Source organism: Streptomyces sp. NPDC055955 (assembly GCF_042270245.1).
Taxonomy (GTDB): Bacteria; Actinomycetota; Actinomycetes; order Streptomycetales; family Streptomycetaceae; genus Streptomyces.
Window position 1 is genome coordinate 49,674 of the sequence record NZ_JBHJYS010000027.1, and the last position, 24,012, is coordinate 73,685.

21 protein-coding genes, 1 pseudogene and 1 riboswitch are annotated in these 24,012 nt (G+C 70.0%); of the genes and pseudogenes, 11 read left to right on the forward strand and 11 right to left on the reverse strand.

Annotation, left to right across the window (positions count from 1 at the left end; all coding sequences use genetic code 11):
• Positions 1-13: 13 nt before the first annotated feature.
• The 8 genes and pseudogenes from ACFC96_RS38675 to ACFC96_RS38710 form a co-directional block, all read right to left on the reverse strand.
• A complete protein-coding gene (locus ACFC96_RS38675; protein WP_376616941.1) occupies positions 14-406 on the reverse strand; it encodes a hypothetical protein in 393 nt (130 codons plus the stop codon).
• Positions 407-491: 85 nt separating this feature from the next.
• Positions 492-1,130 (reverse strand): annotated as a pseudogene (locus ACFC96_RS38680) (glycoside hydrolase family 5 protein); the annotation flags it as partial.
• 50 nt (positions 1,131-1,180) lie between these two features.
• A complete protein-coding gene (locus ACFC96_RS38685) occupies positions 1,181-2,659 on the reverse strand; it encodes a glycoside hydrolase family 43 protein (protein ID WP_376616943.1) in 1,479 nt (492 codons plus the stop codon).
• Between the two features lie 274 nt (positions 2,660-2,933).
• The gene (locus ACFC96_RS38690) at positions 2,934-3,674 is read right to left on the reverse strand and encodes a transglycosylase SLT domain-containing protein (RefSeq protein ID WP_376616945.1); all 741 of its coding nucleotides are present in this window, start codon (positions 3,672-3,674) and stop codon (positions 2,934-2,936) included.
• Between the two features lie 2 nt (positions 3,675-3,676).
• Positions 3,677-3,873, reverse strand: a riboswitch (cyclic di-AMP (ydaO/yuaA leader).
• A gap of 1,119 nt (positions 3,874-4,992) precedes the next feature.
• The gene (locus ACFC96_RS38695) at positions 4,993-5,730 is read right to left on the reverse strand and encodes a flavodoxin family protein (RefSeq protein ID WP_340459409.1); all 738 of its coding nucleotides are present in this window, start codon (positions 5,728-5,730) and stop codon (positions 4,993-4,995) included.
• A gap of 341 nt (positions 5,731-6,071) precedes the next feature.
• On the reverse strand, positions 6,072-7,085 hold the full coding sequence (locus tag ACFC96_RS38700; protein WP_376616946.1) for an NAD(P)/FAD-dependent oxidoreductase: 1,014 nt from the start codon (positions 7,083-7,085) through the stop codon (positions 6,072-6,074).
• Positions 7,082-7,606: an isoprenylcysteine carboxylmethyltransferase family protein gene (locus ACFC96_RS38705; protein WP_340459412.1), complete on the reverse strand. Its 525-nt coding sequence runs from the start codon at positions 7,604-7,606 to the stop codon at positions 7,082-7,084. The genes ACFC96_RS38700 and ACFC96_RS38705 overlap by 4 nt, the downstream gene beginning before the upstream one ends.
• Positions 7,607-7,632: 26 nt before the next feature.
• Positions 7,633-8,691: a type III polyketide synthase gene (locus ACFC96_RS38710; protein WP_376616948.1), complete on the reverse strand. Its 1,059-nt coding sequence runs from the start codon at positions 8,689-8,691 to the stop codon at positions 7,633-7,635.
• Between the two features lie 148 nt (positions 8,692-8,839).
• Here ACFC96_RS38710 and ACFC96_RS38715 point away from each other — a divergent pair, with 148 nt between their 5' ends.
• From ACFC96_RS38715 to ACFC96_RS38730, 4 genes are all read left to right on the forward strand, one after another.
• Positions 8,840-9,709 (forward strand): UbiA family prenyltransferase, encoded by an 870-nt coding sequence (locus ACFC96_RS38715; RefSeq protein WP_376616949.1) that lies wholly within the window; start codon positions 8,840-8,842, stop codon positions 9,707-9,709.
• Between the two features lie 53 nt (positions 9,710-9,762).
• The gene (locus tag ACFC96_RS38720) at positions 9,763-10,140 is read left to right on the forward strand and encodes a nuclear transport factor 2 family protein (protein WP_340460915.1); all 378 of its coding nucleotides are present in this window, start codon (positions 9,763-9,765) and stop codon (positions 10,138-10,140) included.
• Positions 10,141-10,640: 500 nt separating this feature from the next.
• Positions 10,641-11,369: a hypothetical protein gene (locus ACFC96_RS38725; protein WP_376259803.1), complete on the forward strand. Its 729-nt coding sequence runs from the start codon at positions 10,641-10,643 to the stop codon at positions 11,367-11,369.
• A gap of 284 nt (positions 11,370-11,653) precedes the next feature.
• The gene (locus ACFC96_RS38730; protein ID WP_376616951.1) at positions 11,654-11,923 is read left to right on the forward strand and encodes a nuclear transport factor 2 family protein; all 270 of its coding nucleotides are present in this window, start codon (positions 11,654-11,656) and stop codon (positions 11,921-11,923) included.
• Positions 11,924-12,141: 218 nt separating this feature from the next.
• Here ACFC96_RS38730 and ACFC96_RS38735 read toward each other — a convergent pair whose 3' ends face one another.
• From ACFC96_RS38735 to ACFC96_RS38745, 3 genes are all read right to left on the reverse strand, one after another.
• The gene (locus ACFC96_RS38735) at positions 12,142-12,963 is read right to left on the reverse strand and encodes a maleylpyruvate isomerase family mycothiol-dependent enzyme (RefSeq protein ID WP_376616953.1); all 822 of its coding nucleotides are present in this window, start codon (positions 12,961-12,963) and stop codon (positions 12,142-12,144) included.
• A 225-nt stretch (positions 12,964-13,188) separates the two neighbouring features.
• Positions 13,189-15,594, reverse strand: a complete 2,406-nt coding sequence (locus ACFC96_RS38740) for a SpoIIE family protein phosphatase (RefSeq protein ID WP_376616955.1) — start codon at positions 15,592-15,594, stop codon at positions 13,189-13,191.
• Positions 15,595-16,113: 519 nt separating this feature from the next.
• The gene (locus tag ACFC96_RS38745) at positions 16,114-17,118 is read right to left on the reverse strand and encodes a pyridoxal-phosphate dependent enzyme (protein WP_376616956.1); all 1,005 of its coding nucleotides are present in this window, start codon (positions 17,116-17,118) and stop codon (positions 16,114-16,116) included.
• Positions 17,119-17,360: 242 nt separating this feature from the next.
• On the opposite strand from ACFC96_RS38745, the gene ACFC96_RS38750 reads away from it, so the two are divergent.
• From ACFC96_RS38750 to ACFC96_RS38780, 7 genes are all read left to right on the forward strand, one after another.
• Positions 17,361-18,266 (forward strand): LysR family transcriptional regulator, encoded by a 906-nt coding sequence (locus ACFC96_RS38750; protein WP_376227865.1) that lies wholly within the window; start codon positions 17,361-17,363, stop codon positions 18,264-18,266.
• Between the two features lie 103 nt (positions 18,267-18,369).
• Positions 18,370-19,128: a LamB/YcsF family protein gene (locus tag ACFC96_RS38755; protein WP_376616958.1), complete on the forward strand. Its 759-nt coding sequence runs from the start codon at positions 18,370-18,372 to the stop codon at positions 19,126-19,128.
• A complete protein-coding gene (locus ACFC96_RS38760; RefSeq protein ID WP_376227542.1) occupies positions 19,128-19,769 on the forward strand; it encodes an allophanate hydrolase subunit 1 in 642 nt (213 codons plus the stop codon). The genes ACFC96_RS38755 and ACFC96_RS38760 overlap by 1 nt, the downstream gene beginning before the upstream one ends.
• Positions 19,766-20,656 (forward strand): biotin-dependent carboxyltransferase family protein, encoded by an 891-nt coding sequence (locus tag ACFC96_RS38765; protein WP_376616959.1) that lies wholly within the window; start codon positions 19,766-19,768, stop codon positions 20,654-20,656. Before ACFC96_RS38760 ends, ACFC96_RS38765 begins: the two co-directional genes overlap by 4 nt.
• A 540-nt stretch (positions 20,657-21,196) precedes the next feature.
• On the forward strand, positions 21,197-22,177 hold the full coding sequence (locus ACFC96_RS38770; protein WP_376616961.1) for an LLM class flavin-dependent oxidoreductase: 981 nt from the start codon (positions 21,197-21,199) through the stop codon (positions 22,175-22,177).
• Entirely contained in the window at positions 22,174-23,142 is a 969-nt protein-coding gene (locus ACFC96_RS38775; RefSeq protein ID WP_376616963.1) for a CoA transferase subunit A, read from the forward strand. The genes ACFC96_RS38770 and ACFC96_RS38775 overlap by 4 nt, the downstream gene beginning before the upstream one ends.
• Positions 23,139-23,978, forward strand: a complete 840-nt coding sequence (locus tag ACFC96_RS38780; protein WP_376616965.1) for a CoA-transferase subunit beta — start codon at positions 23,139-23,141, stop codon at positions 23,976-23,978. Before ACFC96_RS38775 ends, ACFC96_RS38780 begins: the two co-directional genes overlap by 4 nt.
• Positions 23,979-24,012 lie beyond the last annotated feature (34 nt).

Consider the following 24,012-nt stretch of genomic DNA (forward strand, 5'->3'; position numbering starts at 1 on the left):
TCGGTGCCCTTGGTCAGGAGACGGCGGTTCCCTTCACCTCGTCTCCCGACCGCGTCACCTCGTACGTGACGATGGTGCCGCTCCAGAAGTGGAAGGTGAGCGTCACCGGCACCCCGTCCTTGAGGGAGTGCAGGAAGTCGGCGGTGAGGTCGAGCGTGCCGCCGTCGTAATCCGGGGCGAACGAGGTGCCGAACTGCTGGTACGAAGTCCAGCCGGCCGGTCCCGCGCCGGTGCCGTCGGCGTACTTCGCCTCCATGGTCGCCAGGGAGTCGCCCCGGAACTGCACAGGGGCCGCGAAAGCGCCGGTCGTGCCCGTGGCGTCCGCGAGGACCGGTGGCTCGTACGTCGTCACATCGATCCGCCACGGCACTCCGGACGAGAACCGGGCCTGCAGCGTCGCGTTCACGCCGTACGCGCGGCCCCGCGACAGCCGCGTCAGAGCGGCCGCCGACAGTGGGCAGCACGAGGAGGCGCTGCGCGTTCGCGCCGCCCGACGCGCGCACGATGCTGAGGAACGAGGTGTTGAGCTCGTCGACCAACTCCGCTTTCCGTGCGTCGTCGGCGTTGTCGAAGGCCGGTTCGTTGATGCTCTCGAAGAGCAGCGTGCGGGGTTCGTCCTTGAACGCGGTGGCGATCTGCTGCCAGGTCGCGTTGTAGCGGGCGAGCACCTGGTCGTGGTCGGTGGCCATCTTGTTGATCCACTGCCAGGAGTCGTGGTGCACGTTCAGCACGACGCGCAGACCGTCCGCCTGCGCCCAGTCGGCCACCTGCCGAACCCGGCTAAGGAACGTGGCGTCGATCGTGTAAGGCGCCTGTGACGCCTGGTGGTTCCCCCAGGTGACGGGGATGCGGACGCTGCGGAAGCCCTGGCTCTTGACCGTGTCGAAGAGCGCCTTGGTGACCGGCGGGTTGCCCCAGGACGTCTCATCGGGGATGGCGTCGAGGGTGTTGCCCAGGTTCCAGCCGGGCTGCATGGCGGCGACGGTGTCCATGGCGGAGGCGGTCGCGGCAGGAGCGGGGCGGGCTGCCGCCACAGCGCCGGTCTGCGCGGTGCCGGCGGTGGCGAGCAAGGCCAGGAAGAGGCCCGCCACCCATCCGGCGCGGCGTCTGCGGCTCCGTGCTTGTCTCATACGGGGTCCCTCTCAGTGGCTGAGTTCAGTGGTCCCGGACAGCGGTCGGGTCAGATGGCGAGCGGCTCGTAGCGAAACCAGTCGAAGTGGGCGGTGCCGGTCGCGGCGTACAGGCCGATGACACGGCCGGTGAACCCGCCGGCCACCTCGGTCGACAGGTAGCGGCCGTCGAGAGTCGCCAGTGCGGTGAACGTTCCCTGCGCATCCTCGACTCCGAACGCGAGCGTGTCGGGGCCGGTCCGCGGGTCGCGCGGGGTGTCCGTGTGGCTCACGTCGACACCGAGCACCAGCGGTCCGTCGGCCGTCACCCTGGGCGTCGAACCCACCACGGTGCGTAGCGGCCCGACGCGGGCGATCACCCGTACCTCGGCGGCGTCGGCCTCGATCTCGTAGTGGTGCAGCTCGTCGAGCCGGACCGCGAGGCCGCCGGTGCCGTCCGCCGGGTCGAGGTGGGCGCGGACGCGGCAGGAGAGGTGCTGCTGCCGATGGCCTACGAAGGTGACATCGGCGGCGTCGAGCCCGTTCCCGACGGCGTGAAGGGTCAGCCGGCCCGGGCGTTCCTTCGTGGTGCAGTGCCGCGGGGAGCGGTGCCGGAGTGAGATCCAGGAGGGCTGCAGATCGGGGTCGTCGAAGTCGTCGGTGAAGGGTTCGGCGGAGACGGACACGGGCCCAGTCGTCGCCGGCGGGCCGACGACCGGCCAGCCGTTCTCCCAGGTGACCGGCGCGAGGAAGGTCTCACGGCCGAGCACGTGCCAGCCGGGGGTGCCGCCACGCGGCCGTACCCCGAGGAAGACCATCCACCACGTGCCGTCGGGCGCTTGCACCAGATCGGCGTGGCCGGTGTTCTGGACGGGTTCGTCGGTGCTGCGGTGGGTCAGGACCGGATTGGCCGGGCACGGTTCGAAGGGGCCGGTGGGCGCGGGGCCGCGGGCCACGGAGACGGCATGCCCGCGCTCGGTGCCACCCTCGGCGATCAGCAGGTACCAGTGGTCGCCCACGTGATACAGGTGCGGCGCCTCAGGGGCCTTGGCGCCCGGCGTACCGGACCACAGCGAGCGCGGCTCGCCGAAGGTCTCGCCGGTGTGAGGGTCGATGCGGACCTGGGAGATCCCGGCCACCGTGACCCAGCACGCGCCGTCCTCGTCCCAGGCGAGATCAGGGTCGATGCCGGGGACGCCGGGCAGGGGGACCGGGTCCGACCAGGGGCCCGCCGGGTCGGTCGCGGAGACGAGCAGATTGCCGCCTCCCTTGCTCACATTGGTGACGATCAGCCAGAAGCGGCCGTCGTGGTGGCGCAGCGTCGGCGCGTAGATCCCGGCGGAGGAAGGTGTGTCCAGGGGCAGCCGCAACTGGCCGGGCCGGTCGAGGACGTTGCCGATCAGCCGCCAGTGCACCAGGTCGCGACTGTGGAAGAGCGGCACTCCGGGGACGTACTCGAAGCTCGAGCACGCGAGGTAGTAGTCGTCGCCGACGCGGCAGACGCTGGGATCCGGGTGGAACCCGGGGATGACTGGCTGCAGGTCTGCCATGCTGTCTCTCTCCGTGGTGTCGAAGCGCTTCGATCCGCGGGGAGGATATGCACGGGGGTGATGGCGCGCAAGAGGGAGGACAGGACGAAAAAGGCCCTGAAGTCCCTTCCTATTGAGGGGACTTCAGGGCCATGGCGACATCGATGCGCTTCAACAGGCAGTCGCTGGGCTTCCGTTGAGGGGAGCGGACCGCGGCGTCCACTGCGCCGAGCCGGGGCGGAGCCCTAGGAGCGCAGCTGAGCAGCCGCCGGATCCCTCATGGTGAGACCTGCTGTCAGTACGCGCCGTTCACGTTGTCGATCGAGCCGTACTTGTCGGCCGCGTAGTTGCAGGCGGCGGTGATGTTGGCGACCGGGTCGTAGCTGTTCATCGACGTGCCGGGCACGTGGTACGCCTTGAACGTGGGGTCGATGACCTGCAGGAGCCCCTTGGACGGGGTTCCTGCGACAGCGTTGGAGTCCCAGTTGTTGATGGCCAGCGGGTTGCCGGAGGACTCGCGCATGATGTTGCGGTGGATGCCCTCGTAGGAGCCGGGAATGTTGTGCTGGGCCATGATGTCCAGCGACTCCTTGATCCAGCCGTCGAGGTCGTTGGTGTAGGACTTCTTCGCCGGGGCAGCGGCGAGCGGGGTCCGGACCTCGGAGCGGTCGGCCCGCGCGGCGTACTCTTCGGTGGCCACGGGCGTCGCGGAGCTCTTCTTGCCGAGCGTGAGCTTGAGGCCGGGGTGGATCAGCCCCGGGTTACCGCCAACGGCGGCTCGGTTGTCCTGGTACAGCTTCTGCCAGCCGCCGCTCAGAGAGTGCTCTCGCGCGATCTTGCTGAGGGTGTCGCCCGCGGCGACGACGTACGTCGCGGGGGCCGCGGCGCTCTTCGCTGCCGGGGCGGCCTGCGCCGCGCTGGCGCTGGTCGCGCCGAGCACCGGGAGAGCGAGCACGGCCGCGCCCGTGCCTGCGGCGGCGAGTCCCCGGGTGAGCGAGATGGACTTGGTGCGGCGGTGCATTCCCTTTGCGGGCATGAAAAATTCCTCTCCGTCGCCTGCGAGGTGAGCTGTCGGGTTCGGACGGGAGATGTCCGGTCGCACTATGTGTGCGACTGCACCCCGAGCCGTTCCGGAAACCGGATCGGCGGCTTACCTGGGTCCCCCGCTCCTGCCGTGCGTGACCGAGTGAGTGGGAGGGATTCCGGACAGCGGCAGGATTCGGCGTTCCATCCGGATTGACGGTGACATTAGGCGAGAGAGCGCGGACGGAACAAGACCAGAATTCCGGGAGCGAAATTCGAGAGCCCTGTTTCCGGCGACCTGAACCCGCCGCTCCCTTTGATCGAAAAGCCCAACCTTCTTTGCGCAGAAGGGGAGTAGGCGCAGCGGAGCCCGGGGCCCGCGCGTCCGACCGTGTGACGCGACTCACTGAATGGGGCGCGGACTGGTATCCCGCTTGATTACACAGCAGAGCGCCATATTTCGCGTAAATGCCTCACGAGATAGTCGCAGTCTCGCTTAAGTCATGAATAACCCTAAAAGCTAGCATTTAGTTCAAAGGCGGACATAGCAGCATGTCGCTTTTGGTACGTTTTGGGGCGCATTGCCATCAATGGTGGCCGGGTCGTGCGCTCGAAGGACGTCCCCGCTGCGCGGTTCCTGGCGGGTATCGATCCGGATGGTTCCTGAACGTGGCCCTGTGCGGTGAGGCCGAGGGGTCGATGGAACTGAGGGGATCGACTGAGGTGACGCCTGGGGGCTCCAGCTTGGGGGTACTCCTCGCCGACCTGATGGGCTCGCGGGAGATCCAGATTCGGGGTGGGCGAGGGCTTCGACCTTGGACCCGCAGAAAAGAGCCGGCTCAGGATCTGCGTGAGTTCAGAAAATGGCCCGCAAGTGATGGCAAGTCAGTTGTCGATCGTCACCGGTGTCGGTGAAGGTCTCGACTTGGACCGACGGGATTCTGGTGAAATCCCCTGCCGACCAAGGCCTTCCGGGCAGGTGTCTCACCGTGTGTGAGAACTGGTAAATCCCGGCCCACAGTGTCGACTCGGCAAGGAACGCGGACTTGCCTTTGATTCGCCGCTCACGCGGGGTATTTCAGCCCTTCATCCGGGCGAAGGCGTGCTGCGCGCGAGCGTGAACGCGCTTATGGGGGCGGCGCGTTCCTCTTTCCGGGCATGAAGCGCCGGGTGGTGACGAGCCGTGAAGCGGGCCGCCGCTTCCTCGGGGCCGGTTGCGCGGTGGGCTGACGGGACGAGGGTGGCTGGTGGTCGTGAGTGCGGACGTGCGCGGCATGCACGGCGTTCGACCGGCGCCGGGGGCGAGACGTCCCGTTGCCCTACGGGTGCCGCTAGCGGTGTTCCGGGTTTTCGTAGTCGTGGCGGCAGCCGGCGTCCCAGGCGGCGCGCTGGTTGCCGTAGGCGGGGATGCCACCCAGGTCCTTCAACGCCCGGGCCAGGTGCAGCAGGTTCCAGGTCATGAACGTGGTGTTGCGGTTGGTGAAGTCGTTCTCGGGTCCGCCGGAGCCCGGGTCCAGGTAGGAGGGGCCGGGGCCGGCCTCACCGATCCATCCGGCGTCGGCCTGGGGCGGGATGGTGTAGCCCAGGTGTTGGAGGCTGTAGAGGACATTCATCGCGCAGTGTTTGACGCCGTCCTCATTGCCGGTGATCAGGCAGCCGCCGACGCGGCCGTAGTAGGCGTACTGGCCGGCGTCGTTGAGGAGACTGGAGCAGGCGTAGAGGCGTTCGATCACCTGCTTCATCACGGAACTGTTGTCGCCCAGCCAGATCGGTCCGGCCAGCACGAGGATGTCGGCGGCCATGACCTGACGGTAGAGGTCCGGCCAGGCGTCCGTCTCCCAGCCGTGCTCCGTCATGTCGGGCCACACGCCCGTGGCGATGTCGTGGTCGACGGCCCGGACGATGTCGACGTGGACACCTTGGCCTTCCATGATTGCGGTGCTGCGGCCGATCAGGCCCTGAGTGTTGCTCGTTTCCGGTGAGCGTTTCAGGGTGCAGTTGATCACCAGCGCCCGCAGGTCGTCGTACCGGGCCGGAGGCGCGTCGGTGGCGGGTGACGAAGCGGTCATACGGTCCTCCCAGAGCCCTGTCGCCACCTGGTGCGCGGCGACGTGTCCACTGTGCCCAACATGGGGCCTGGCCGACGGCAGCCGCCACAGCAGAGCCTCCGAATGGCCCTCATGGTGTGCGCATGCGGTCGGCTGATCCCGAGCAGGAGTTGTGGGGCGGGCCCGGCCGGTACAGATCCCGGACGACCCATGAATTCCCCGCGTCCCGGTCAGGTGTCGAGGGAGGCGGCGGTGCGAACTGGCCGGAGTACCCGGAGTACCCACATGGACCTGGCGAATCGAAGCGCATGGAGAAGCGCATGTAACGGGCAGCGTGGCCTGAACATCGATCAGACGCTTCCCTACTCCAACGCGTGAACCGCCGCGGAGAACACCGGCGGCATCCGGGACGCAGCCGGGACGATGAGGCGGGCGGTGCCAGGACGGCGGCCCGCGGCCAGGAGGGCGCCGGTCAGCAGCCGGTGGCGACGGGTCAGCCGTGTCCAGGAGCGCTCGTACTCCTGCGGTCGTCCGGCGGCCAGGCAGCGGACGGCTGCCCGCGCCGTCGTAAGCCCGAGGGCGATGCCCTCGCCGGTGAGGGCGTCCAGGTAGCCCGCGGCGTCGCCGACGAGCAGGACACGGCCGGCGACTCTGCGTCGTGCGCGCTGCCGCAGGGGTCCCGCGCCACGCACGTCCGTCGCGGCCGCACCACGGAGGAACGCCGTGAGGGCGGGGAAGCCGGCGAGGTGCTGGTCGTAGCTGCGGCGGCAGCGGCTGAGGATCGCGACGCCCACCAGATCCTCGCCCACCGGTGTCACATAGGCCTCGCCCTCACCGGACCAGTGGACCTCCACGAAGTCGGTCCACGGCTCGACGCGGAAGTGCCGGCGAAGTCCGTAGCGGCCGTCTTTGACTCCAGGCATCTCCAGTCCCACCGCCCGCCGCACGGGGGAGTGCAGGCCGTCGGCGGCGATCAGCCAGCGGGCTGTCGTACCCGCCGCGGTGACGGAGTCGGCGCTCTGGCGCACTTCGCCGACCTTGCCCTTCACGATCCGCACGCCGAGATCGAGAACGCGCCGGTGAAGCGCGGCGTGCAGCGTCGTACGGCGGATTCCCAGCCCGCTGCGGTCGCGGAAGCAGGCTTCGGCGCGTGCGGTGCCGTCCACGTAGCGGATGCCGCGCAGCTCGTGGCCGGTGACCTGAATGCCCAGTCCTCGCAGTGCGGCGACACCGCTCGGCATGACGCCCTCTCCGCACGCCTTGTCCACGGGTGACGTGCGGGGTTCGACGACGACTGTCTCCAGGCCGGCGAGCGCGGCGTGGATGGCGGCGGCCAGACCGGCCGGCCCGCCGCCCGCCACCAGTACGTCGATCACGCCGCGGCGGGCGTGGTCGACGCGGCCAGGGCGCGGTTCTCGCAGCGAATGCGGACGGTGAGCAGCGCGGCGTTGAGCAGAGTGAACGAGGTCGCCGTGACCCATGCGGTGTGGATCAGCGGAAGGGCGACGCCCTCGGCGACGACGGCCACATAGTTGGGGTGCCGCAGCCAGCGGTACGGGCCTCCCGTCACCAGAGGCAGTCCGGGTACGACGATCACCCGGGTGTTCCAGCGGGGCCCGAGCGTGCTGACACACCACCACCGCAGGGCCTGGGCGGCCGCGAACAGGGCGAGCATCGGCCACGCCAGTGCGGGCAGGAAAGGACGGTCCACCAGCCCTACTTCGAAGAGGCAGCCACCCAGAAGCCCGGTGTGGAGGGCGACCATCGCCGGGTAGTGACCCTGCCCCGAGACGGTGGCCCCGCGGGCTGCGCTCCACCGTTCGTTGCGACGGGCGACGACGAGCTCGGCGACGCGCTCGCCTGCGACCGCGGCCACCAGCAGTCCGTACCAGATCATGCTTTCCCTGTCCTCCGAGATCCGAACTACCAGCGCAGCAATACGAGTTCGCAAGCGAAGCCGGGCCCCATGGCAAGCAGCACACCCGGCGTGCCCGGCGGCGGCCGGTGGTCGGCCAGGGTGTCGCGCAGCACGTGGAGTACCGACGACGAGGACAGGTTGCCCACCTCGGCCAAGTGACGCCAGGTCACGTCGAGTGCGTCACCGGGCAGGTCGAGGGCCTCGGCAACAGCCTCCAGGACCTTGGGGCCGCCGGGGTGGCACACCCACGCGGTCACGTCCTTCCTCTTCAGCCCGTGGTCTGAGAGAAACCCCTCGACGTCATCGGCGAGATGACGGCGTATGACGTCGGGCACCCGCGGATCGAGGACGACCCGGAAGCCGGAATCCCTCACGTCCCAGCCCAGGAGGCGCCCGGTGTCCGGATAGAGGTGGCTGCGGGTGTCCACGATCGTCGGGCCGGCGGTCTCGGCCGGCCGGTGTGCCCCGAACCCGACGACTGCGGCGGCCCCGTCTCCGAACAACCCGGTCGCGACCAGGTTGGCCGTGGTGGCGTCATTGCGCTGGAACGTGAGTGAGCACAGCTCGACCGACAGGAGCACCGCCACGTGGTCGGGCCGGCCGACGAGATAGTCGTGCATGCGTGCCAGACCGGCGGCGCCGCCGGCACAGCCCAGTCCGAACATGGGGAGCCTCTTGACGTCGCGCCGCAGTCCGAGGCGTACAGCGAGCCGGGCATCGATCGACGGGGTGGAGATGCCGCTGACGGAAGTGAAGATCAACAGGTCCACGTCCGCCGCCGACAGCCCGGCCATGCGCAGGACGTCCCGGACAGCCCGGCCGCCCAGGTCGGTGGCGGTAGCGATGAAGACGTCGTTGGCGGCGCCGAACCCGTCCAGTTCCCCGTACCGGTCGAGGGGCAGCGTCATATGGCGCGAGCCGACCCTGGCGCTGCGGTGCAGGCGGTCCAGGACCCTGCGGTCGGTGCCCTTGGGCAGACACGTGCGGGCCACCATGTCGGTGATCTCGGACTGCGCGCGACGGTGCGGTGCGAGGGCGCCGTGAACGGCAGCGATCCGCGTCATGGGGTTCCCGTCCGATGACCGACTGGGCTGGCTTGCTCTCCACGTGTTCCCCATGCCGAGGGCTCGCCACCAGGGATCGCCCGTCCGGCCGTTCGGCCCCGGGCGAGTGCTCGGGCCGGGCGGGTCCGGGGCGTCTAGGATCGGCCGGGTGGGCACACCCGAGCATGCGGCGGCCGACGGCGCGACCCTGCGCCGGACGGGCCGGGCGGTCGCCCTGGCCGGTTCGTGCCACCCCGCTCCCGTCGTGGTGGTCACCGCATTGACTGCCGTGATGGTCGTGACCTCCGGCCAGGGCGCCGCACGAGGCGTCCTCACCACGATCGCCGTTCTGGCAGGTCAACTGTCCATCGGATGGTGCAACGACGCCTTCGACGCGCGCCGGGACATCGCCGCGGGCCGACATGACAAACCCGTCGTCGACGGCGCCATCGAGGTGAGACACGTGTGGGTGGCCGCATACATCGCGCTGGCCCTGTGCGTACCGCTGTCGCTGGCCTGTGGTGCGCGGGCGGGCACGGTGCACCTCGTGGGCGTGGGGGCGGCGTGGGCGTACGACCTACGACTCAAGGCGACAGCCTGGTCCTGGGTGCCGTACGCGGTGGGTTTCGCCTCCCTCCCGTCGTTCGTGGCGCTGGGGCTGCCGGGGCAACCGTGGCCGCCCTGGTGGGTCGTCACCGCCGGCGCGCTCCTGGGAGTCGGAGCCCATCTGGGCGATGTGCTGCCGGACATCCGCTCGGATCTGGCGCTGGGTGTACGGGGATGGCCGCACAGATTCGGCCCAGATGGTGCACGCCTGCTCCTCCCGATCCCCCTGGTGACCGCGACGGCGGTTCTGGCACTGGCCCCCGCCGGCCCACCCGACAGATGGGGAGCGACGGCCCTCGCGGCGGCTGTCCTGGCCGCGGCGACGGGGACGGTGATGGGGCGCCGCCGGGAGCGGACCGCGTTCGGTGCGGCCGTGGTCGTCGCGGCGGTGGACGTGGCCTTGCTGGTACTGCGGGGGACTGGGGTCAGGTGATCGTCGGGCGGCATTCCCCGGCACGGTTCCGAGGGGAAGGGCATAATGCGCCCATGGATCATGGACCAGCGCGGGCATTCGTCGATTCCTGGGTGACGGCATGGAACGCGCACGACCTGGACGCTCTGCTGTCTCACTTCGCCGACGACGTGACGTTCCGGTCGCCGGTCGCCGCTCAACTGCTCGGCGACGACGGGGTCATTCGTGGCAAAGACGCATTGCGCGCCTACTGGACGGAGGGCCTGCGGCGCATCCCGGACCTGCGGTTCGAGGTGGTCGGGTCGTACGTAGGCGTGGACTGCCTGGTCATCAACTACCGCAACCAGAAGGGCGGACTGGTCAACGAGGTGCTGATCTTCGAGGGCCCGCTCGTCGCCGAGGGATACGGAACCTATCTGGGCGAGGACGCCAACCCCGCTGGGGCACGTTGAGTTTGCCGTCGGAAGCCCCTCCCCTTGTGCTCTCCGTGCTCCCGCACGGAGAGCACAAGGGGAGGGGCTTCTTCGTTCCCCGAGTCGTCTGCGTCGGTCGACTTCAACTCCCGGCCGATCGGCCTGCCGTGCCCGGCTGCCCTGCGGTGGATGCCTACCGACCCGGGTCTCCATGATTGATTCTGCTTGGAGTCGCACGTTTGCAAGCACGTATTGACACTCCCTGGGTGGAGGGCCATAGTCTTCCGCAGGCGATCGGGCTGCGGAGTTTTGGCGAACGAAGAACGTGACCACTGGTGCGGAAGCTTGTCGCGGCAGTGCCCCTTCGGGGGCAAGTGGCAGTACGTCGCGCAGAAGTTGAAGTTGTCAGGTGCATGTCGATTCCCCGTCGCCGTCACCGTCTGCAGCACTCATGCGAGAAGGCGGTGTCCGGACGTTCACGGCCCTGCTCACCTCCAACACCCCTTGAGGAGCATCGGATGAAGCGAGCGTTGACACGCATGGCGGTTGGAGCACTGGCCGCACTCGTTCCGTTCATCGCGGCACCTGGCGCACAGGCGCAGACCTTCGGCGGGAACGAACTGCTGTCGTGGACGGTGAGCGGGGCTCCCAGTGGGGGACTGACATCCCTCAACTTCCCCATCACCGTGAACACCGGCACCGCCCACCTGGCCGGGACCTACTTCGCGATGCAGTACGGGTTCACCGGGCAGAGCGACATCGGGTACGCGGGACTCCAGCCGCGGCCGGACGCGAACGGGCACCAGCGCCTGCGTGGAGTGTTCTCCTCCTTCATCAGCGGCACGACAAGCACCCACGCCAACTGTTCGGACGGGGCCGACGGCGGCGCCGGCGTCAGCTGCGGAGTGGACTTCGACGCCGTGTACGGCCACACCTTCCGCGTCGAGATCACCCAGGCCGGTACGGACACCTGGTCGGGCACCGTCGTCGACACCAACAACGGACAGCGGATCCCCGTCGGCACCTACACGTTGCCCGCCGGGTCAGGCAACCTGAAGGCCTCCCAGTCGGGTTTCATCGAGTACTACGACGTGCCCAGCTGCGACCAGCAGCAGCGGTACGACGTCACGTTCGGCGCGCCGTCCTCCGGCTCCCTGGCCGGCACGACCAAGTGGGTCAAGGAGTACGGAGAGTGCGCCGGCTACGGCAACACCCAAGTGACCACGGTCGGCGCAGGCGTGCACGTGACCCGCGGTAGCGCGGGCTAGCACGCCAGGGCAGGGCTTCGGCGTCGGCCCTCGGGGCGACGCCGCGGCTGCTGGATCGCCCTCGGGCTGATGGCTTGCCGGGGCGGCCTCTCGGAGGCCGCCCCGGATCGAGCGCCTTGCGCCGACGCAGCCGGTAACGTCGGCATACATGACATCAGAGTCACCGGCGCAGACAGTGCAACGCTTGTTCCCGCTGCTCGCCGAGGGGAAGTGTGCGGAGGCGGCGGCACTGTTCGCCGACTCGGTGTCGTTTCTCCATCCCGCACCCGCCGGGCATTCCCTGGGTGCCGGAGGTCGACTCCGCGGAGGGCATGCGGAGGTTCTTCGAGCTGCTGCAGATGCACGTGGAGGCCAAGGAGTTCGACCTCCGCCAGGTCATCGCCGAGGGCGACGATGCCGTGCTCATCGGCCGCATGGTCTCCGAGGTCAAGAAGACGGGCCGGGACATCGACACCGCGTTCGCCCTGCACACCACCGTCCGGGACGGACGGATCACCCGCTACCACCTTTATGAGGACAGCTACGCCGTTGCCCAGGCCTACTTCGACGGCTGATCGACAGGCGGGCCCGCTCAGCTTCTGACGTGTGCCCAGCGAGCACCGCACGAGCTCAGCCGGCGCCTCTCACGGAACTGCACCACCCTGGGCACCGCGCCCAGGACCTCGCTTCCAGCACCGCACCGAGTCGAACGCCCGCCACAGCCGCTGCCCGGCGGGGATGCCCGGCGCCTTGCGCGCGCCGCAGCCAGGCTTCGACCATCGGTCCATCGGGCTCAGGGTGCCTTGAACAGAGCGGGGAAGCGCGGAGCGAGCCAGGGCTTGCGTCCCCTGACCAGGATGCGGCCCTGAGCGAGGGCGCCCCACTGACGACGGCGCCCGAGCGCCATCAGGAGAAAGGTGACCGGCTCGATGTGGATGGTGCAGTCCGCGCGCCCCGGCAGTCGCTCGCCGACCGACACCTCGCCCTCGGCCACCTGGACGTCGAACCGGCCGCCACCCCACAGACTGATCGCGTAGCGGACGTTCAGCCCGGCGGTGCCGGACGCGTCGGTCACCCGTGGCATCGCCGTCAGCATGAAGGGCAGCGTCAGCCGCACCCGCTCCCGGTCGATCATGTGCGCACGTCCCAGCGCGCGGGCGAGATCGTATCCGTGCCCCAGCATGTGCGTGAGCAGGTAGGAGCCCAGAACCTCGGGTCCCATCGGACCCAGCGGACTGACCACGGTCCCTTCCGTGCTCCGCTCCTCCAGCGCGCTCAGACACGCGGCGGCCTGCTCCACGATCATCCCGGCCAGCGGCTCGGCCCCCCGCTCACCGAACATGGCGAGCGACTGTTCGTTGGCCGCGGCAAGGCTCTGCGGTGTTCCGTCTCCGTAACGGCGCGCGTGTCCCGCCGCGAGGTCAGCCATCAGCTCGTTGGCCAGTGCGAGATGCGCGGCCGCCTCCCCGACGCTCCATTCCGACCCCGGCACCCGGAGCGCCATGTCGGCGCCGGCGCGCAAGAGCGCGGCTATCTCCTCGGCCGTACCTCGTATCGCCGCACCGAGCCCCTCGGGCAGCGCGCTCCTCGTGTCCGGCCCCACCACTGGTTCCATGCCGTCCCGTCCTCATGTGCGCCCCCGCACCTGGTGTTCCGCCCGCAGACTCTCACGGATGCCCCGGCGTGCAGCAGCCCCTGCGCCCAATTCGGTCGCGGGCTCTCGGCCCGGGTGGCACGGTGTGGCCCAGGCCGTGCCGTGGGTCCATCAGTAGTCCCGCCGCCACGCCGGTTGTCCGCATTCACTTTTTCGCCGCATTGCGCAGCCAGTCAGGTGTGAGGGTCACGGGGTGGCGCACTCTGCCCAGATGGTCTTGCCGGCGAGGGTGTACCGCGCGCCCCACCGTTCGGCCATCTGGGCGATCATGAACAGTCCGCGGCCGCTCTCGTCGGTGTCGGCTGCCTGGCGCATGTGGGGCGAGGTGCTGCTGGCGTCCGAGACCTCGCAGATGAGCGAGGTCGACCGGATGAGGCGCAGTTGGATGGGGGCGCGGGCGTAGCGGATGGCGTTGGTGACCAGTTCGCTGACGACGAGTTCGGCGGTGAAGGCGAGCTCGTCCAGCTCCCAGGCGGTGAGCTGGCTGGTGGTCAGGTTGCGTGCCTGGCCGACGATGGCGGGGTCGAGGGACAGGTCCCAGGTGGCGACGCGGTCGGGCCCGAGGGCGTGGGTGCGGGCGAGGAGGAGCACGGCGTCGTCCGCGCCGCCGTGCACGGGCAGCATGGTGTCGAGAACCGTGTCGCACGTGTGCGACAGGTCGCTGTGAGGGCGGGCGAGGGCCCGGCGGAGTCTGTCCAGCCCGGCGTCGATGTCGCCGCGGCCGGTCGTGCCGCGCAGCAGCCCGTCGGTGTACAGGGCCAGGATGCTTCCCTCGGCCAACTCGACATCCGTGGTCTCGAAGGGCATACCGCCGAGGCCGAGGGGCGGGCCGGACGACAGGTCGAGCAGTCGCACCGTGCCGGACGGCTCGACGATCAGCGGGGGACTGTGGGCGGCGCAGGCGACGGTGCAGCGCTGGGAGACCGGATCGTAGACGGCGTACAGACAGCTGCCGCCGATGTCCGCGGTAGGTGCTCCGGGGGTGTCCTCGCCGTCGGCGGCCTGGCTGACGATGCCGTCGAGCTGGATGAGCAGTTCATCGGGTGAGAGGTCCTGCTGGGCGAGGGCGCGGACCGCGGTGCGCAGTCGCCCCGCCTCGGCCACGGCGTGGATGCCGCGGCCGGGCACGTCGCCCACGATGAGGCCTACGCGGGCCCCGGAGAGCGGGATGATGTCGAACCAGTCGCCCGCGACGCCCGTGCGGCTGCCTGCGGGCCGGTAGCAGTGGGCGGTGGTCGCGGCGCTGAGCTGGGGCGTGGTGACCTGGAGCAGACGGCGCTGGAGGGTGAGTGCGGCGTCGCGTTCGCGGGTGTAGCGGCGGGCGTTGTCCACGCACACCGCCGCGCGGGCCACGACCTCCTCGGCCACGGTCAGATCGTCGGTGTCGAAGGGGTCGGGGCGCTGCCACCGGTAGAAGTGGACGACGCCGAGGGTGACATCCCGGGCGCGCAGCGGGACGACCATCACCGAGTGGACTCCGGCGGTGGCCATCTTCCCGGCACGGTGCCGGTCGTGGGCCACCCAGTCCTCCGACCCTTCCAGGGTCGGCAGGAGCACGGCCTCGCCGGTGGCCATGGCATGGGCCTGGGGTGTGGCCGGATGGAAGGTGATCAGCGCGCCGGGCAGATAGCTCGCCTCCGGGGCATGCTCGTGGACCGAGCGGATGGCAGCGCGGTGAAGTACGGCCCCGCCGCCGACGGGACCGGGGACGTACTCCTCGCCGAGTGCGATGCCCTGCAGCAGGTCGACGGCGATGAAGTCGGCGAGCCGGGGGACGGCCACTGCGGCGAGTTCGACAGCGGTACGGGTGACGTCGAGGGTGGTGCCGATTTCCGTACTGGCGTCGTTGAGCACCACCAGCCGGTCGCGGGCCCGGTTGCGCTCGGTGACCTCCACGATGGCGGAGGCCACGCCCAGAACCGTGTCGCCTGGGTTCACCAGGCGGAAGGAGGTGCTGTTCCACTCCCTCTTCCACCCCTGTAGCGCGGGCATGGGAGCGCGGTGCTCCTGGGTGGCCGGCTCCCCGGTCTCCAGCACCCTGCGAAGTCTCGCCTCCATGCGGTCGGCCTCGGGCCCTGGGAAGAGTTCACTCAGGCGCCGCCCGAGTGTGTCCTCCCGCGGGATGCCATGGATCTCCTGGAGCGCGTCGTTGATCCGGAGGAAGCGCAACTGGGAGTCGTAGACAGCGAGGCCGACCGGTGCCTGCTCGAACAGTCCGTCCACCATGGCCCGGTCGGTGTCCCAGCGGCGAATCTCTCCCGCCTCGACGAAGATGGCGAACCAGTCTCTGCCGCTGTCGGTGACGACCGGCCAGGCCCGTACCAAGAGGTCCACACCGTGCCCGTCGCGGTGCCGGGCGGTCAGCTCACCGCGCACGCTCTCGCCGGCCTTGCAGCTGCGTACAGCAGCGGCCGCCTTCGGGCGGTCCGCGTCGGCCGCCAGCAGATCGACCGCAGGTAGCCCGATCACCGCGTCCGCGTCGTACCCGAGCAGTTCCGCTGCCGAGCCGCCCCAGGCCGTGATCACACCGCAGCGGTTCATGGCCGCCGCGCCGGCGAACCGGTCCGGGAAGTGCGCCGCATGGTGCTCCATTCTGAAAGCCTCCATTCACGGTCACCGTTCCCGCAACCGCGCGCCCGTGCGCTGAGGCCATGCCGCTCACCTGGCCGCGGACGGAACGCCCGCGACAGAGGTCAGCCGGACTGTCCAGGGCTCGACGACCGCGGGGCACGGTCGTGGGGGCAGGCGAGGAGCGGACCGTTCGCCGCCTTCGACGACTGTTCGTTGACCCGGCCTGCACCTCCCGCTTGTGCGCGGAGTGCGGATACACAGACAAGGAGTGCGGATACACGGACAAGGAGTGCGGATACACAGACAAGCTGAACCGAGTCTCTCAGGGGCGGGCGTGTGCCGGTCGTGCTGATTCGTTGATCGCGCAGACCGCAATGCCTCCCGCAATATCCTTGCTCGTGCGTGGAAGTTGTGGCGAAGCGGTGCGGAGTCACACGTCTCTGCACCCGCTCAGGGCGCTGGACTGAGGAGACCACTCGGCGACCCGTTGGACTCTGCCTCCGAGCCCGGCTTTTCCGGGCCGGGTAGTTGACGGCTGACTCAGTGTGTGCCTTCGGTGTTGAGCAAAACGACGGTGCGGCCGGGGGTGAGCAGGTGCTCGGTGCCCTCGGCGTCCTTCAGGTACTGCAAGGCAGCCAGCGAGGCCGCACCGCACGGGCCGGAGTCGATGCCGGCTGCGGCCAGGCGCACGCCGGCCCTGGCCGCCTCGGCGTCGGTCACCCAGATGCCGCCGTCCAGGGTTGCGAGCAATTCGGGGAACGCCAGCGACGAGGGGGTGCCGCAGTTGAGGCCGGCCATCGTCGTTGTGCTGGTCCGCGTGGTGACCGAGTGGCCGGCGGCGAGGCCGGCCGCGATGCAGGGCGCCGCCTCCGGCTCTACGGTGATCACCCGCCAACCGGGGTTGCGCTGACAGTGCAGGGCCGCCGCGTGGGCGAGCGAGCCCACCCCGGCCGGAACCACCAGCAGCGCCGGGGCGCCGCCGAGCTGTGCCAGGGCCTCCTCGAAGAGGGTTGCGTAGCCGTCGACGATCCACTGGGGCACTGTCTCGTAGCCGGGCCAGGAAGTGTCTTGCACCAGGAGGAGGTCTCCGGTGGAGTCCTCGCAGAGGCCGGCGGCCGCCTGCACCGTGGCGTCGTAGCCGTCGGCGAGCACGCGCACGTCGGCGTTCTCGTCGCGGATGGCCTGGATCGCGGCCTCCGAGACGACGTCAGGGATCAGCACCATCGCGTCGAGCCCCAGGTACGACGCCATGCGTGCCACCGCGCGACCGTGGTTGCCGTCGGTGGCGGTGACCAGCGTTGCCGGCGCCTTGCCCTCGATCCGCGCGCGGAGCGCCTGGAGCGTCGGTTCCTCGGGCTCGCCGTAGCGTGCCGCCAGCGCGCGGTACGCCGCCCAGGACGCGCCGAGCATCTTGAAGGCGGGCAGGCCCAGCCGCGACGACTCGTCCTTGACCGCGACCCGGGCGACACCGAGGTCGGTGGCCACCGAGGGCAGGTCATGGAGCGGCGTGACGGCGTAGAACGGCAGGCGCTGGTGGAACGACATCCGGGCAGGCCCGGATGGGTCAGGGACCGGCCGGTGGAAAGCGGCGCCGCTGCGATGCCGGTTGGGTGTCCACCGGGCCGGGGTCGGGGGCACGGTGCGGGAGGCCGTTCCGGGACTGGATGACAGGGATGCAGATGAATCGGTCACAGGAACGAAGTTAGGCAGTCCGGAGCCAAACGATAAGCATCGGATTGTGGAGTCGACCCGGCATGATCGGTGCCGATTGGAATTAGGGTGGGCGGATGCTGGAGATGCGGCGGGTCCGCCTGCTGGTGGAGCTGGAGCGGCGGGGCAGCCTCGCCGCGGTGGGCGAGGCACTGCACCTCAGTGCGTCGGGGGTCTCCGCGCATGTCAGCCGGCTCGAGCGCGAGGTCGGCACGCCCCTGGTCGTCCAGGTGGGGCGTGGTCTGCGGCTGACCGAGGCGGGGGCTCGGCTGGCCGAGCACGGCCGACGACTCCTCGCGGACATGGAACAGGCGGAAGCCGACCTGCGCGAGCTCTCCGGCCAGGTCGCCGGCACGCTGCGGCTGGCCTCCTTCCAGAGCGCCGCCCTGCTCCTGCTGCCGCAGGTGCTGGCGAATCAGGACTCCCATCCGGGGCTGCGGATCGAGCTCGTCCAGGCTGAGCCGGAGCGTGCCGTTCCCGCGCTGCTCGCGGGCGACTTCGACCTCGTCGTGGCCGAGGTGTATCCCGGCGTGCACCCGTGGATCCCGGCCGACACCCACCGGTACGAGCTCGGTCACGACCCCCTGTCCGCCGTCGTGGCCGAATCGCTCCTCGAAGGTCGCGCGCTCAGCGTCCAGGGGGGACGGATCCCGTGGGTGATGGAGGCACGGGGGAGCGCGTCGCGGGAGTGGGCGGAGCTCACCTGCCGCCGGATGGGCTTCGAGCCGGACGTGCGCTACGAGAGCGACGACCTTCTGGTCCACCTTGAGCTCATCCAACGCGGGCTCGCCGCCGGCATGCTGCCGGCCATCGTCGCCGCCCGTGCCCGGGACGACCTGCGGTGGCTGCCCACGGGTGCGGCGCGGACCCTGTTGACCCTGACCCGCCCCGGAACCGAGCGGCTCCCTTCGCTACGGCTTGTCCGGGGGGAGCTGCGGTCGGCCTTCCGGGCGCTGCATTCGGCAGTTCCAGTGCCGGATTGAGTGCACTCCCTGATGCTGTTCCCGGACGCTTCCATCGGTTCATACTCGGCCTCGTAAGGCAGTGCAGTTGGCCGTAGCACAGGACCGAAATGGGAGATCGCCAATGCCTCAGGTAGCGCTCACGACCGACATCGGCGAAGGCTACGGCCGGTGGGAGCTGGCCGAAGACGACGCGCTGCTCGACGTCGTCACGGCCGCCAACATCGCGTGCGGTTTCCACGGCGGCGACCCCGGCACCATGCGCCGCACCTGCAAGCTGTCGGTGGCCAACGGCGTCGCCATCGGGGCCCAGGTCAGCTATCGCGACCTCCACGGTTTCGGGCGCCGGTTCATCGCCTACGGCCGGCAGGAGCTGACCGACGACCTGCTGTACCAGATAGGCGCCCTCGAGGTCTTCGCCCGCACCGCCGGCGACAAGATCAACTACATCCGCGCCCACGGCGCCCTCTACAACGCAGCCGCGACCGTGACCGAACACGCGCAGGCCATCGTCGACGCCACCCGTGAGTACAACGCGGACCTGCCACTGCTCGCACAGGTCGGCACCGAGACCTGGCGCCTGGGCCAGGAGTCCGGGCTCAACATGGTCGCGGAGGCGTTCGTCGACCGCGCCTACACCCCGCAGGGCCTGCTGGTTCCGCGCACCGAGCCCGATGCCATGCTGTCCGATCCGGCCCAGGCGTCGGCCCGCGCGGTCGAGATGGTCACGCAGGGCGAGATCACCGCGATCGACGGCAGCCGAATCCCGATCCGTGCCGAGGCGATCCTGGTGCACTGCGACACTGCCGGCTCCGTCGAGATCGCCCGAGCGACCCGCAAGGCCCTCGAGGCGGCAGGCGTTGACCTGGTTCGCCTCGGCTGATGCGGGGGCGCGCAGTGCCGACGACGCCGAGCCTGCGTCCCTGCGGCGACACAGGGCTTCTGCTCGAGCTGCCGGACAACCGCCGGGTGCATGCCTACGCCGCCGCCCTGCGGTCGGCACAGGTCACGGGCGTGGTCGACATCGTCCCGGCCCTCGACACCCTGCTCGTGCTGATCGACCCCCGATCGGGCTCGATGGCGCACGTCGAGGCCCGGCTGCGTGAGATCGACGTGCCCGACGCCGCCGAGGAGTCGCCGCGCGTGGTCGAACTGCCGGTCCGGTACGACGGCGAGGACCTCGCCTGGGTCGCCGAGCATTGCGGCATGGAAGAGCGGGAGGTGGTCGCGGCCCACACCTCGACCCCGTGGCGGGTCGGGTTCTGCGGCTTCGCGCCGGGGTTCGCCTACCTCGTCGACGGGGACCCGCGCCTTCAGGTGCCGCGACGGGCCGAGTCGCGGGTCACCGTCCCCGCCGGCGCGGTCGCCTTGGCCGGCCAGTTCTCGGCCGTCTACCCCCGGCGCTCTCCCGGCGGATGGCAGCTGCTGGGGCACACCGACGCCCAGATGTGGGACACCAGCGCCGAGCAGCCGTCACTGCTGCTGCCGGGCGACCAAGTCGTCTTCCGGGAGGTCGCACCGTGAGCGGGCTCGTGGAGCTCCGCCCGCAGAGTCGGCTGACGGTGGTCGAGCCCGGCATGCTGTCGCTTGTCCAGGACCGCGGCCGCTCCGGCTACGCCCACCTCGGCGTCGGGCGCGCCGGCGCCGCGGACCTCGCGGCGATGATCCTGGCGAACCGGATCCTCGGCAATGACGAGTCGGCTCCCGTCGTCGAGGTGACCAATGGCGGGCTGACCTTCACCTGCGATGCGCCGTCCTTCGTGGCGGTCACCGGTGCCCCGTTGCCGGTCAGGGTCGGCGCCCGACGGCGGTGGACCCACGAGGTCCACTCTGTGGCCGCCGGCGAGGTCGTCGCGCTGGGCATGCCGCATCACGGCCTGCGCAGCTATGTCGCCGTGCGTGGGGGCATCTGCGTGCCACCGGTCCTCGGGTCGTGCTCGACCGACCGCCTCTCGGGCCTGGGGCCCGAGCTGTTGCGGGCCGGCGCCACACTCGGCATCGGGCCCGCCCGAGGCCGACTGCCGGTCGCCGACCTCGTGGTCGCGCCACCGCCTCCCGACCCGGCCGAGGACGTCCGGCTGCCGGTCCGGCTGGGGCCGCGGGCGGACTGGTTCGAGCCGGAGGCAGTGCGGAACCTGCTCAAGACCCGCTTCGAGGTCACGCCGGATTCCGACCGGGTCGGAGTCCGGCTCGCCGGGCCGACCCTGCCGCGGCGGATCCTCTCCGAGCTGACCAGCGAGGGCGTGGTCGAGGGGGCATTGCAGGCGCCGCCCGGTGGGCGGCTCACGCTTTTCGGACCCGACCACCCTGTGACCGGCGGCTATCCCGTGATCGCCGTCGTCCGGGAGCGGGCGATGCCCGTGGTCGCCCAGTTGCGCCCCGGCCAGGGCGTGCGGTTCGTACGGGGATGAGGACACGCTGACGTGACCCTTCCGGTGGGGCCGGCGACCCACTCCGACCGGTGGGCGAGGACGACTTCGCCACCGCCGCGGCCATCGTCGTCCGTTGTGGCCGGAGCAGGAGCGGTGGCAGGCATCGGCGATGCGCTCCACGAGGCCTCGGCACTGGGGGCGGTCCGGCGCCAGGCCGCTGCGCGTCACGGCCAGGACCGGCGGTTCGCCAAGGTCGCCGCCGCCTGCTCGCTGCTGACAGGCCGTCGGCCGGCGTGATCCCGACGGCATCCTGCTCCAACACCGCGCGACCGTCGAGGTCCTTGCCCCGGTGGCGGGCGGCTGAGGACGGCTGGCGAAGGCTGCGAGGAGTGGGTGGGGCTTCCGAAAGCACGTTCCGCCAGACACCCGGCGTTCGTACCCGGTGACAAGGACCGCGGCGATCCGGTGTCACTCGATGCCATGTCCTTGGTGATCTCTGCCACATAGCGTGTCGCCCGAGCGGGCCTCCCAGCCGCACCGTGCCCAGCTCATGACCGGCTCAAGACAAGGGAGCACATCATGTCCGTCAGGTTCGGACTGGCGATCGAGAACTTCACCTCGGCGGAGAAGGCCCCCGACCTCCAGCACCTCGTTGAGTACAGCAAACGCGCTGAGGAGCTCGGCTACACCTCGTTGTGGGCCTGGGACCATCTCTTCCTGGGCAGTAAGCAGCCCTTCCCGCAGCTCGAGGCGCTGACCACCCTTGCAGTTCTCGCCGCGAACACCTCCACCGTGACGCTCGGCACGGGCATCCTGGTGCTGCCGATCCGCGACCCCGCGCTGCTGGCCAAGACCGCCGCAACCATCCAGGACTTCTCGCACGGGCGGCTGTGCCTGGGCGTCGCCGCCGGCTGGTACGAGCGGGAGTTCGACGCGACGGGCACGCAGTTCAAGGGGCGCGGCCAGATCTTCGAGCGGACGCTGGAGATCTGCAAGCAGCTGTGGACCGAGGACGAGGTCACCGGCGACTGGGACGACCTGTCCTTCCGTCGGGTGCGCATGCTGCCGAAGCCGCAGCCTCGCCCCGGCCTGCTCATCGGCGGTTACGTCGACCGTGTGCTGCGCCGGGTGGCGACTCTGGGCGACGGGTGGCTGACGTACTTCTACACGCCGGAGGCGTTCACGGCGTCCTGGGCCAAGATCCGTCAGTACGCCGAGGAGGCCGGCCGCAACCCCGACGAGTTGCGCAATGTCTCCCAACTGCCGCTGTGCATCGGCGAGTCCAAGGAGGCCGCGCTGGCGCGGTCAGGCCCGTGGCTGGCGTCCTACTTCGACACCCCGGCCTGGAGCGACGCGACGCCCGACAGCGCGATCGTCGGCACTCCGGAGCAGTGCGCCGAGCAGCTCCAGCAGCACGTCGAAGCCGGGGTGCAGGAGATCTGCCTGATCCCGCACGGCTACGAGCAGGAGCAGGTCGAGCGGTTCGCCGCCGAGGTCATGCCGTTGCTCGGCGCGGGAGAATCGGTGCTTGCGGCCGCGGCACGAGGAGCGCAGTCGTGACCCTGCTGTCAGCCGCGGGCCCGGACACGGTGAGGGCCAGGGAGGAGCTCGAGCGACGAGCCCGGCCCCGGGTCGACAAGGTTGTTTCGGCGAGCGATGCCGTCGGCGATCACGTCGCCGACGGCGACGTGATCGCCGTCGGGGGAACCAACCACGCCCGTACGCCGATGGCGCTGCTGATCGAGGTGCTCCGCCAAGGGCGCAGCGGGCTCTCGCTCGCCCGGCCGCTGACGTGCTTCGAGGCGGAGCTCTTCATCGCCACGGGGATGGCCGACCGGTTGATCACCAGCTGGGTGGGCATCGGTCACGGCTGGGGCCTGGCCAAGGTGCTCAGGGAGTACGCCGAGTCCGGGCGGATCGTGTACGAGGAGTGGAGCCACCTCGGCCTCGGCCTTCGCTACAAGGCCGGCGGCATGGGCATCCCGTTCCTGCCGTCGTACTCGATGATGGGATCCGATATCGGACACCGTCGCAAGGTCGAAGAGGTCACCTGTCCGTACACCGGGCAGTCCCTCAACGCGGTACCGAGCCTCAACCCCGATGTCGCGCTGATCCACGTCCAGCGCTGCGACGTCTACGGCAACGCGCAGATCGACGGCTACGAGCTCATGGACGCCGACATCGCGCGCGCCGCCCGACGTGTCGTCATCTCCACCGAGGAGATCGTCAGCACGGAGGTCATCCAGCGGGACCCGTCGCGCACTGTCATCCCCGCGTTCGCCGTCGACGCCGTGGTGCACCAGCCCATGGGCGCCTACCCGCACGAATGCTACGGGCGCTATCTCGCCGACGAGGACGCGTTCCGGGACTACGCCGAACGGATCCGCTCGCACGGTGCAGCCGGCGCGCGAGAGTACGTCACGAGCCTCGTCGAGCACCCACACCACGACGGCTTCCTCGGCTCGGTGCCGTCGGAGCGACTCGACAAACTCGTGTCGGGCGCGAAGGGAATGATGCCGCGATGAACGCCACGAACGACCTGGTCGCGAACGTCGCGCAGCCGCTGCGGCCGTCACCGTCCGAAGTGATGACGGTCGCCGCGAGCAGGCTGCTGGAGGACCACAAGGTGATCTTCGCGGGGATCGGACAGCCGCTGGTCGCCGCGGCGCTGGCCCGTCGGCGCCAGGCGCCCGATCTGACCGTCGTCCTCGAGGGCGGCATGATCGGTATTCACCTCATGCCGGGCGAACTGCCCGACTCGACCAACGAGATGCGGGCCGCGGTCGGCGCCGAGATGGTCACCTCCGCGACCGACATCTTCCTCCTGGCTCAGCGCGGATTCTTCGACTACGGCTTCGTGGGTGTCGCCCAGGTCGACATGTACGGCAACGTCAACACCTCCGTGATCGGCGACCACGACCGACCGTCCACCCGTCTGCCCGGCCCGGGCGGTGGCAACGACATCGCGTCCCTGTGCAACCAGACAGTCATCGTGACCAACCATGAGCTACGGCGCTTCGTGGAGAAGGTCGACTTCGTCACCAGCCCCGGGTACCTGACCGGCGGTGACAGCAGGCGATCTTCGGGCCTGAGACACGGGGGACCGAGCTGGGTCGTCACGGACCTCGCCTGCATGGACTTCGACGAGGAAACCCGCCGGATGCGGGTGCGCCACCTCCAGCCGGGGGTGACGCTGGCTCAGGTCCGCGCGGCCACCGGCTTCGAGCTGCTCGTCGCCGATGAGGTCACCACGCTCGAGCCGGTCACCGAGGGCGAACTCTCCGTACTGCGCCGGCTCACCGGCGACCTGGTCACCGACCCCCGGCTGGACGTGCCCACCAAGAACGGAGCTCTCCGGTGACCACACAATCCAGTCTCCGGCAGGCTCACGGTGA

Excerpts from the sequence above, each read along its gene's own strand:
- ACFC96_RS38770 (WP_376616961.1), top strand. The coding sequence starts at position 21,197 with ATGTCCGTCAGGTTCGGACTGGCGATCGAGAACTTCACCTCGGCGGAG.
- ACFC96_RS38720 (WP_340460915.1), top strand. The coding sequence starts at position 9,763 with ATGGATCATGGACCAGCGCGGGCATTCGTCGATTCCTGGGTGACGGCA.
- ACFC96_RS38755 (WP_376616958.1), top strand. The coding sequence starts at position 18,370 with ATGCCTCAGGTAGCGCTCACGACCGACATCGGCGAAGGCTACGGCCGG.
- ACFC96_RS38685 (WP_376616943.1), bottom strand. The coding sequence starts at position 2,659 with ATGGCAGACCTGCAGCCAGTCATCCCCGGGTTCCACCCGGATCCCAGC.
- ACFC96_RS38705 (WP_340459412.1), bottom strand. The coding sequence starts at position 7,606 with ATGATCTGGTACGGACTGCTGGTGGCCGCGGTCGCAGGCGAGCGCGTC.
- ACFC96_RS38760 (WP_376227542.1), top strand. The coding sequence starts at position 19,128 with ATGCGGGGGCGCGCAGTGCCGACGACGCCGAGCCTGCGTCCCTGCGGC.
- ACFC96_RS38745 (WP_376616956.1), bottom strand. The coding sequence starts at position 17,118 with ATGTCGTTCCACCAGCGCCTGCCGTTCTACGCCGTCACGCCGCTCCAT.
- ACFC96_RS38750 (WP_376227865.1), top strand. The coding sequence starts at position 17,361 with ATGCTGGAGATGCGGCGGGTCCGCCTGCTGGTGGAGCTGGAGCGGCGG.
- ACFC96_RS38740 (WP_376616955.1), bottom strand. The coding sequence starts at position 15,594 with ATGGAGCACCATGCGGCGCACTTCCCGGACCGGTTCGCCGGCGCGGCG.
- ACFC96_RS38710 (WP_376616948.1), bottom strand. The coding sequence starts at position 8,691 with ATGACGCGGATCGCTGCCGTTCACGGCGCCCTCGCACCGCACCGTCGC.
- ACFC96_RS38695 (WP_340459409.1), bottom strand. The coding sequence starts at position 5,730 with ATGACCGCTTCGTCACCCGCCACCGACGCGCCTCCGGCCCGGTACGAC.
- ACFC96_RS38735 (WP_376616953.1), bottom strand. The coding sequence starts at position 12,963 with ATGGAACCAGTGGTGGGGCCGGACACGAGGAGCGCGCTGCCCGAGGGG.
- ACFC96_RS38780 (WP_376616965.1), top strand. The coding sequence starts at position 23,139 with ATGAACGCCACGAACGACCTGGTCGCGAACGTCGCGCAGCCGCTGCGG.
- ACFC96_RS38690 (WP_376616945.1), bottom strand. The coding sequence starts at position 3,674 with ATGCCCGCAAAGGGAATGCACCGCCGCACCAAGTCCATCTCGCTCACC.
- ACFC96_RS38725 (WP_376259803.1), top strand. The coding sequence starts at position 10,641 with ATGGCGGTTGGAGCACTGGCCGCACTCGTTCCGTTCATCGCGGCACCT.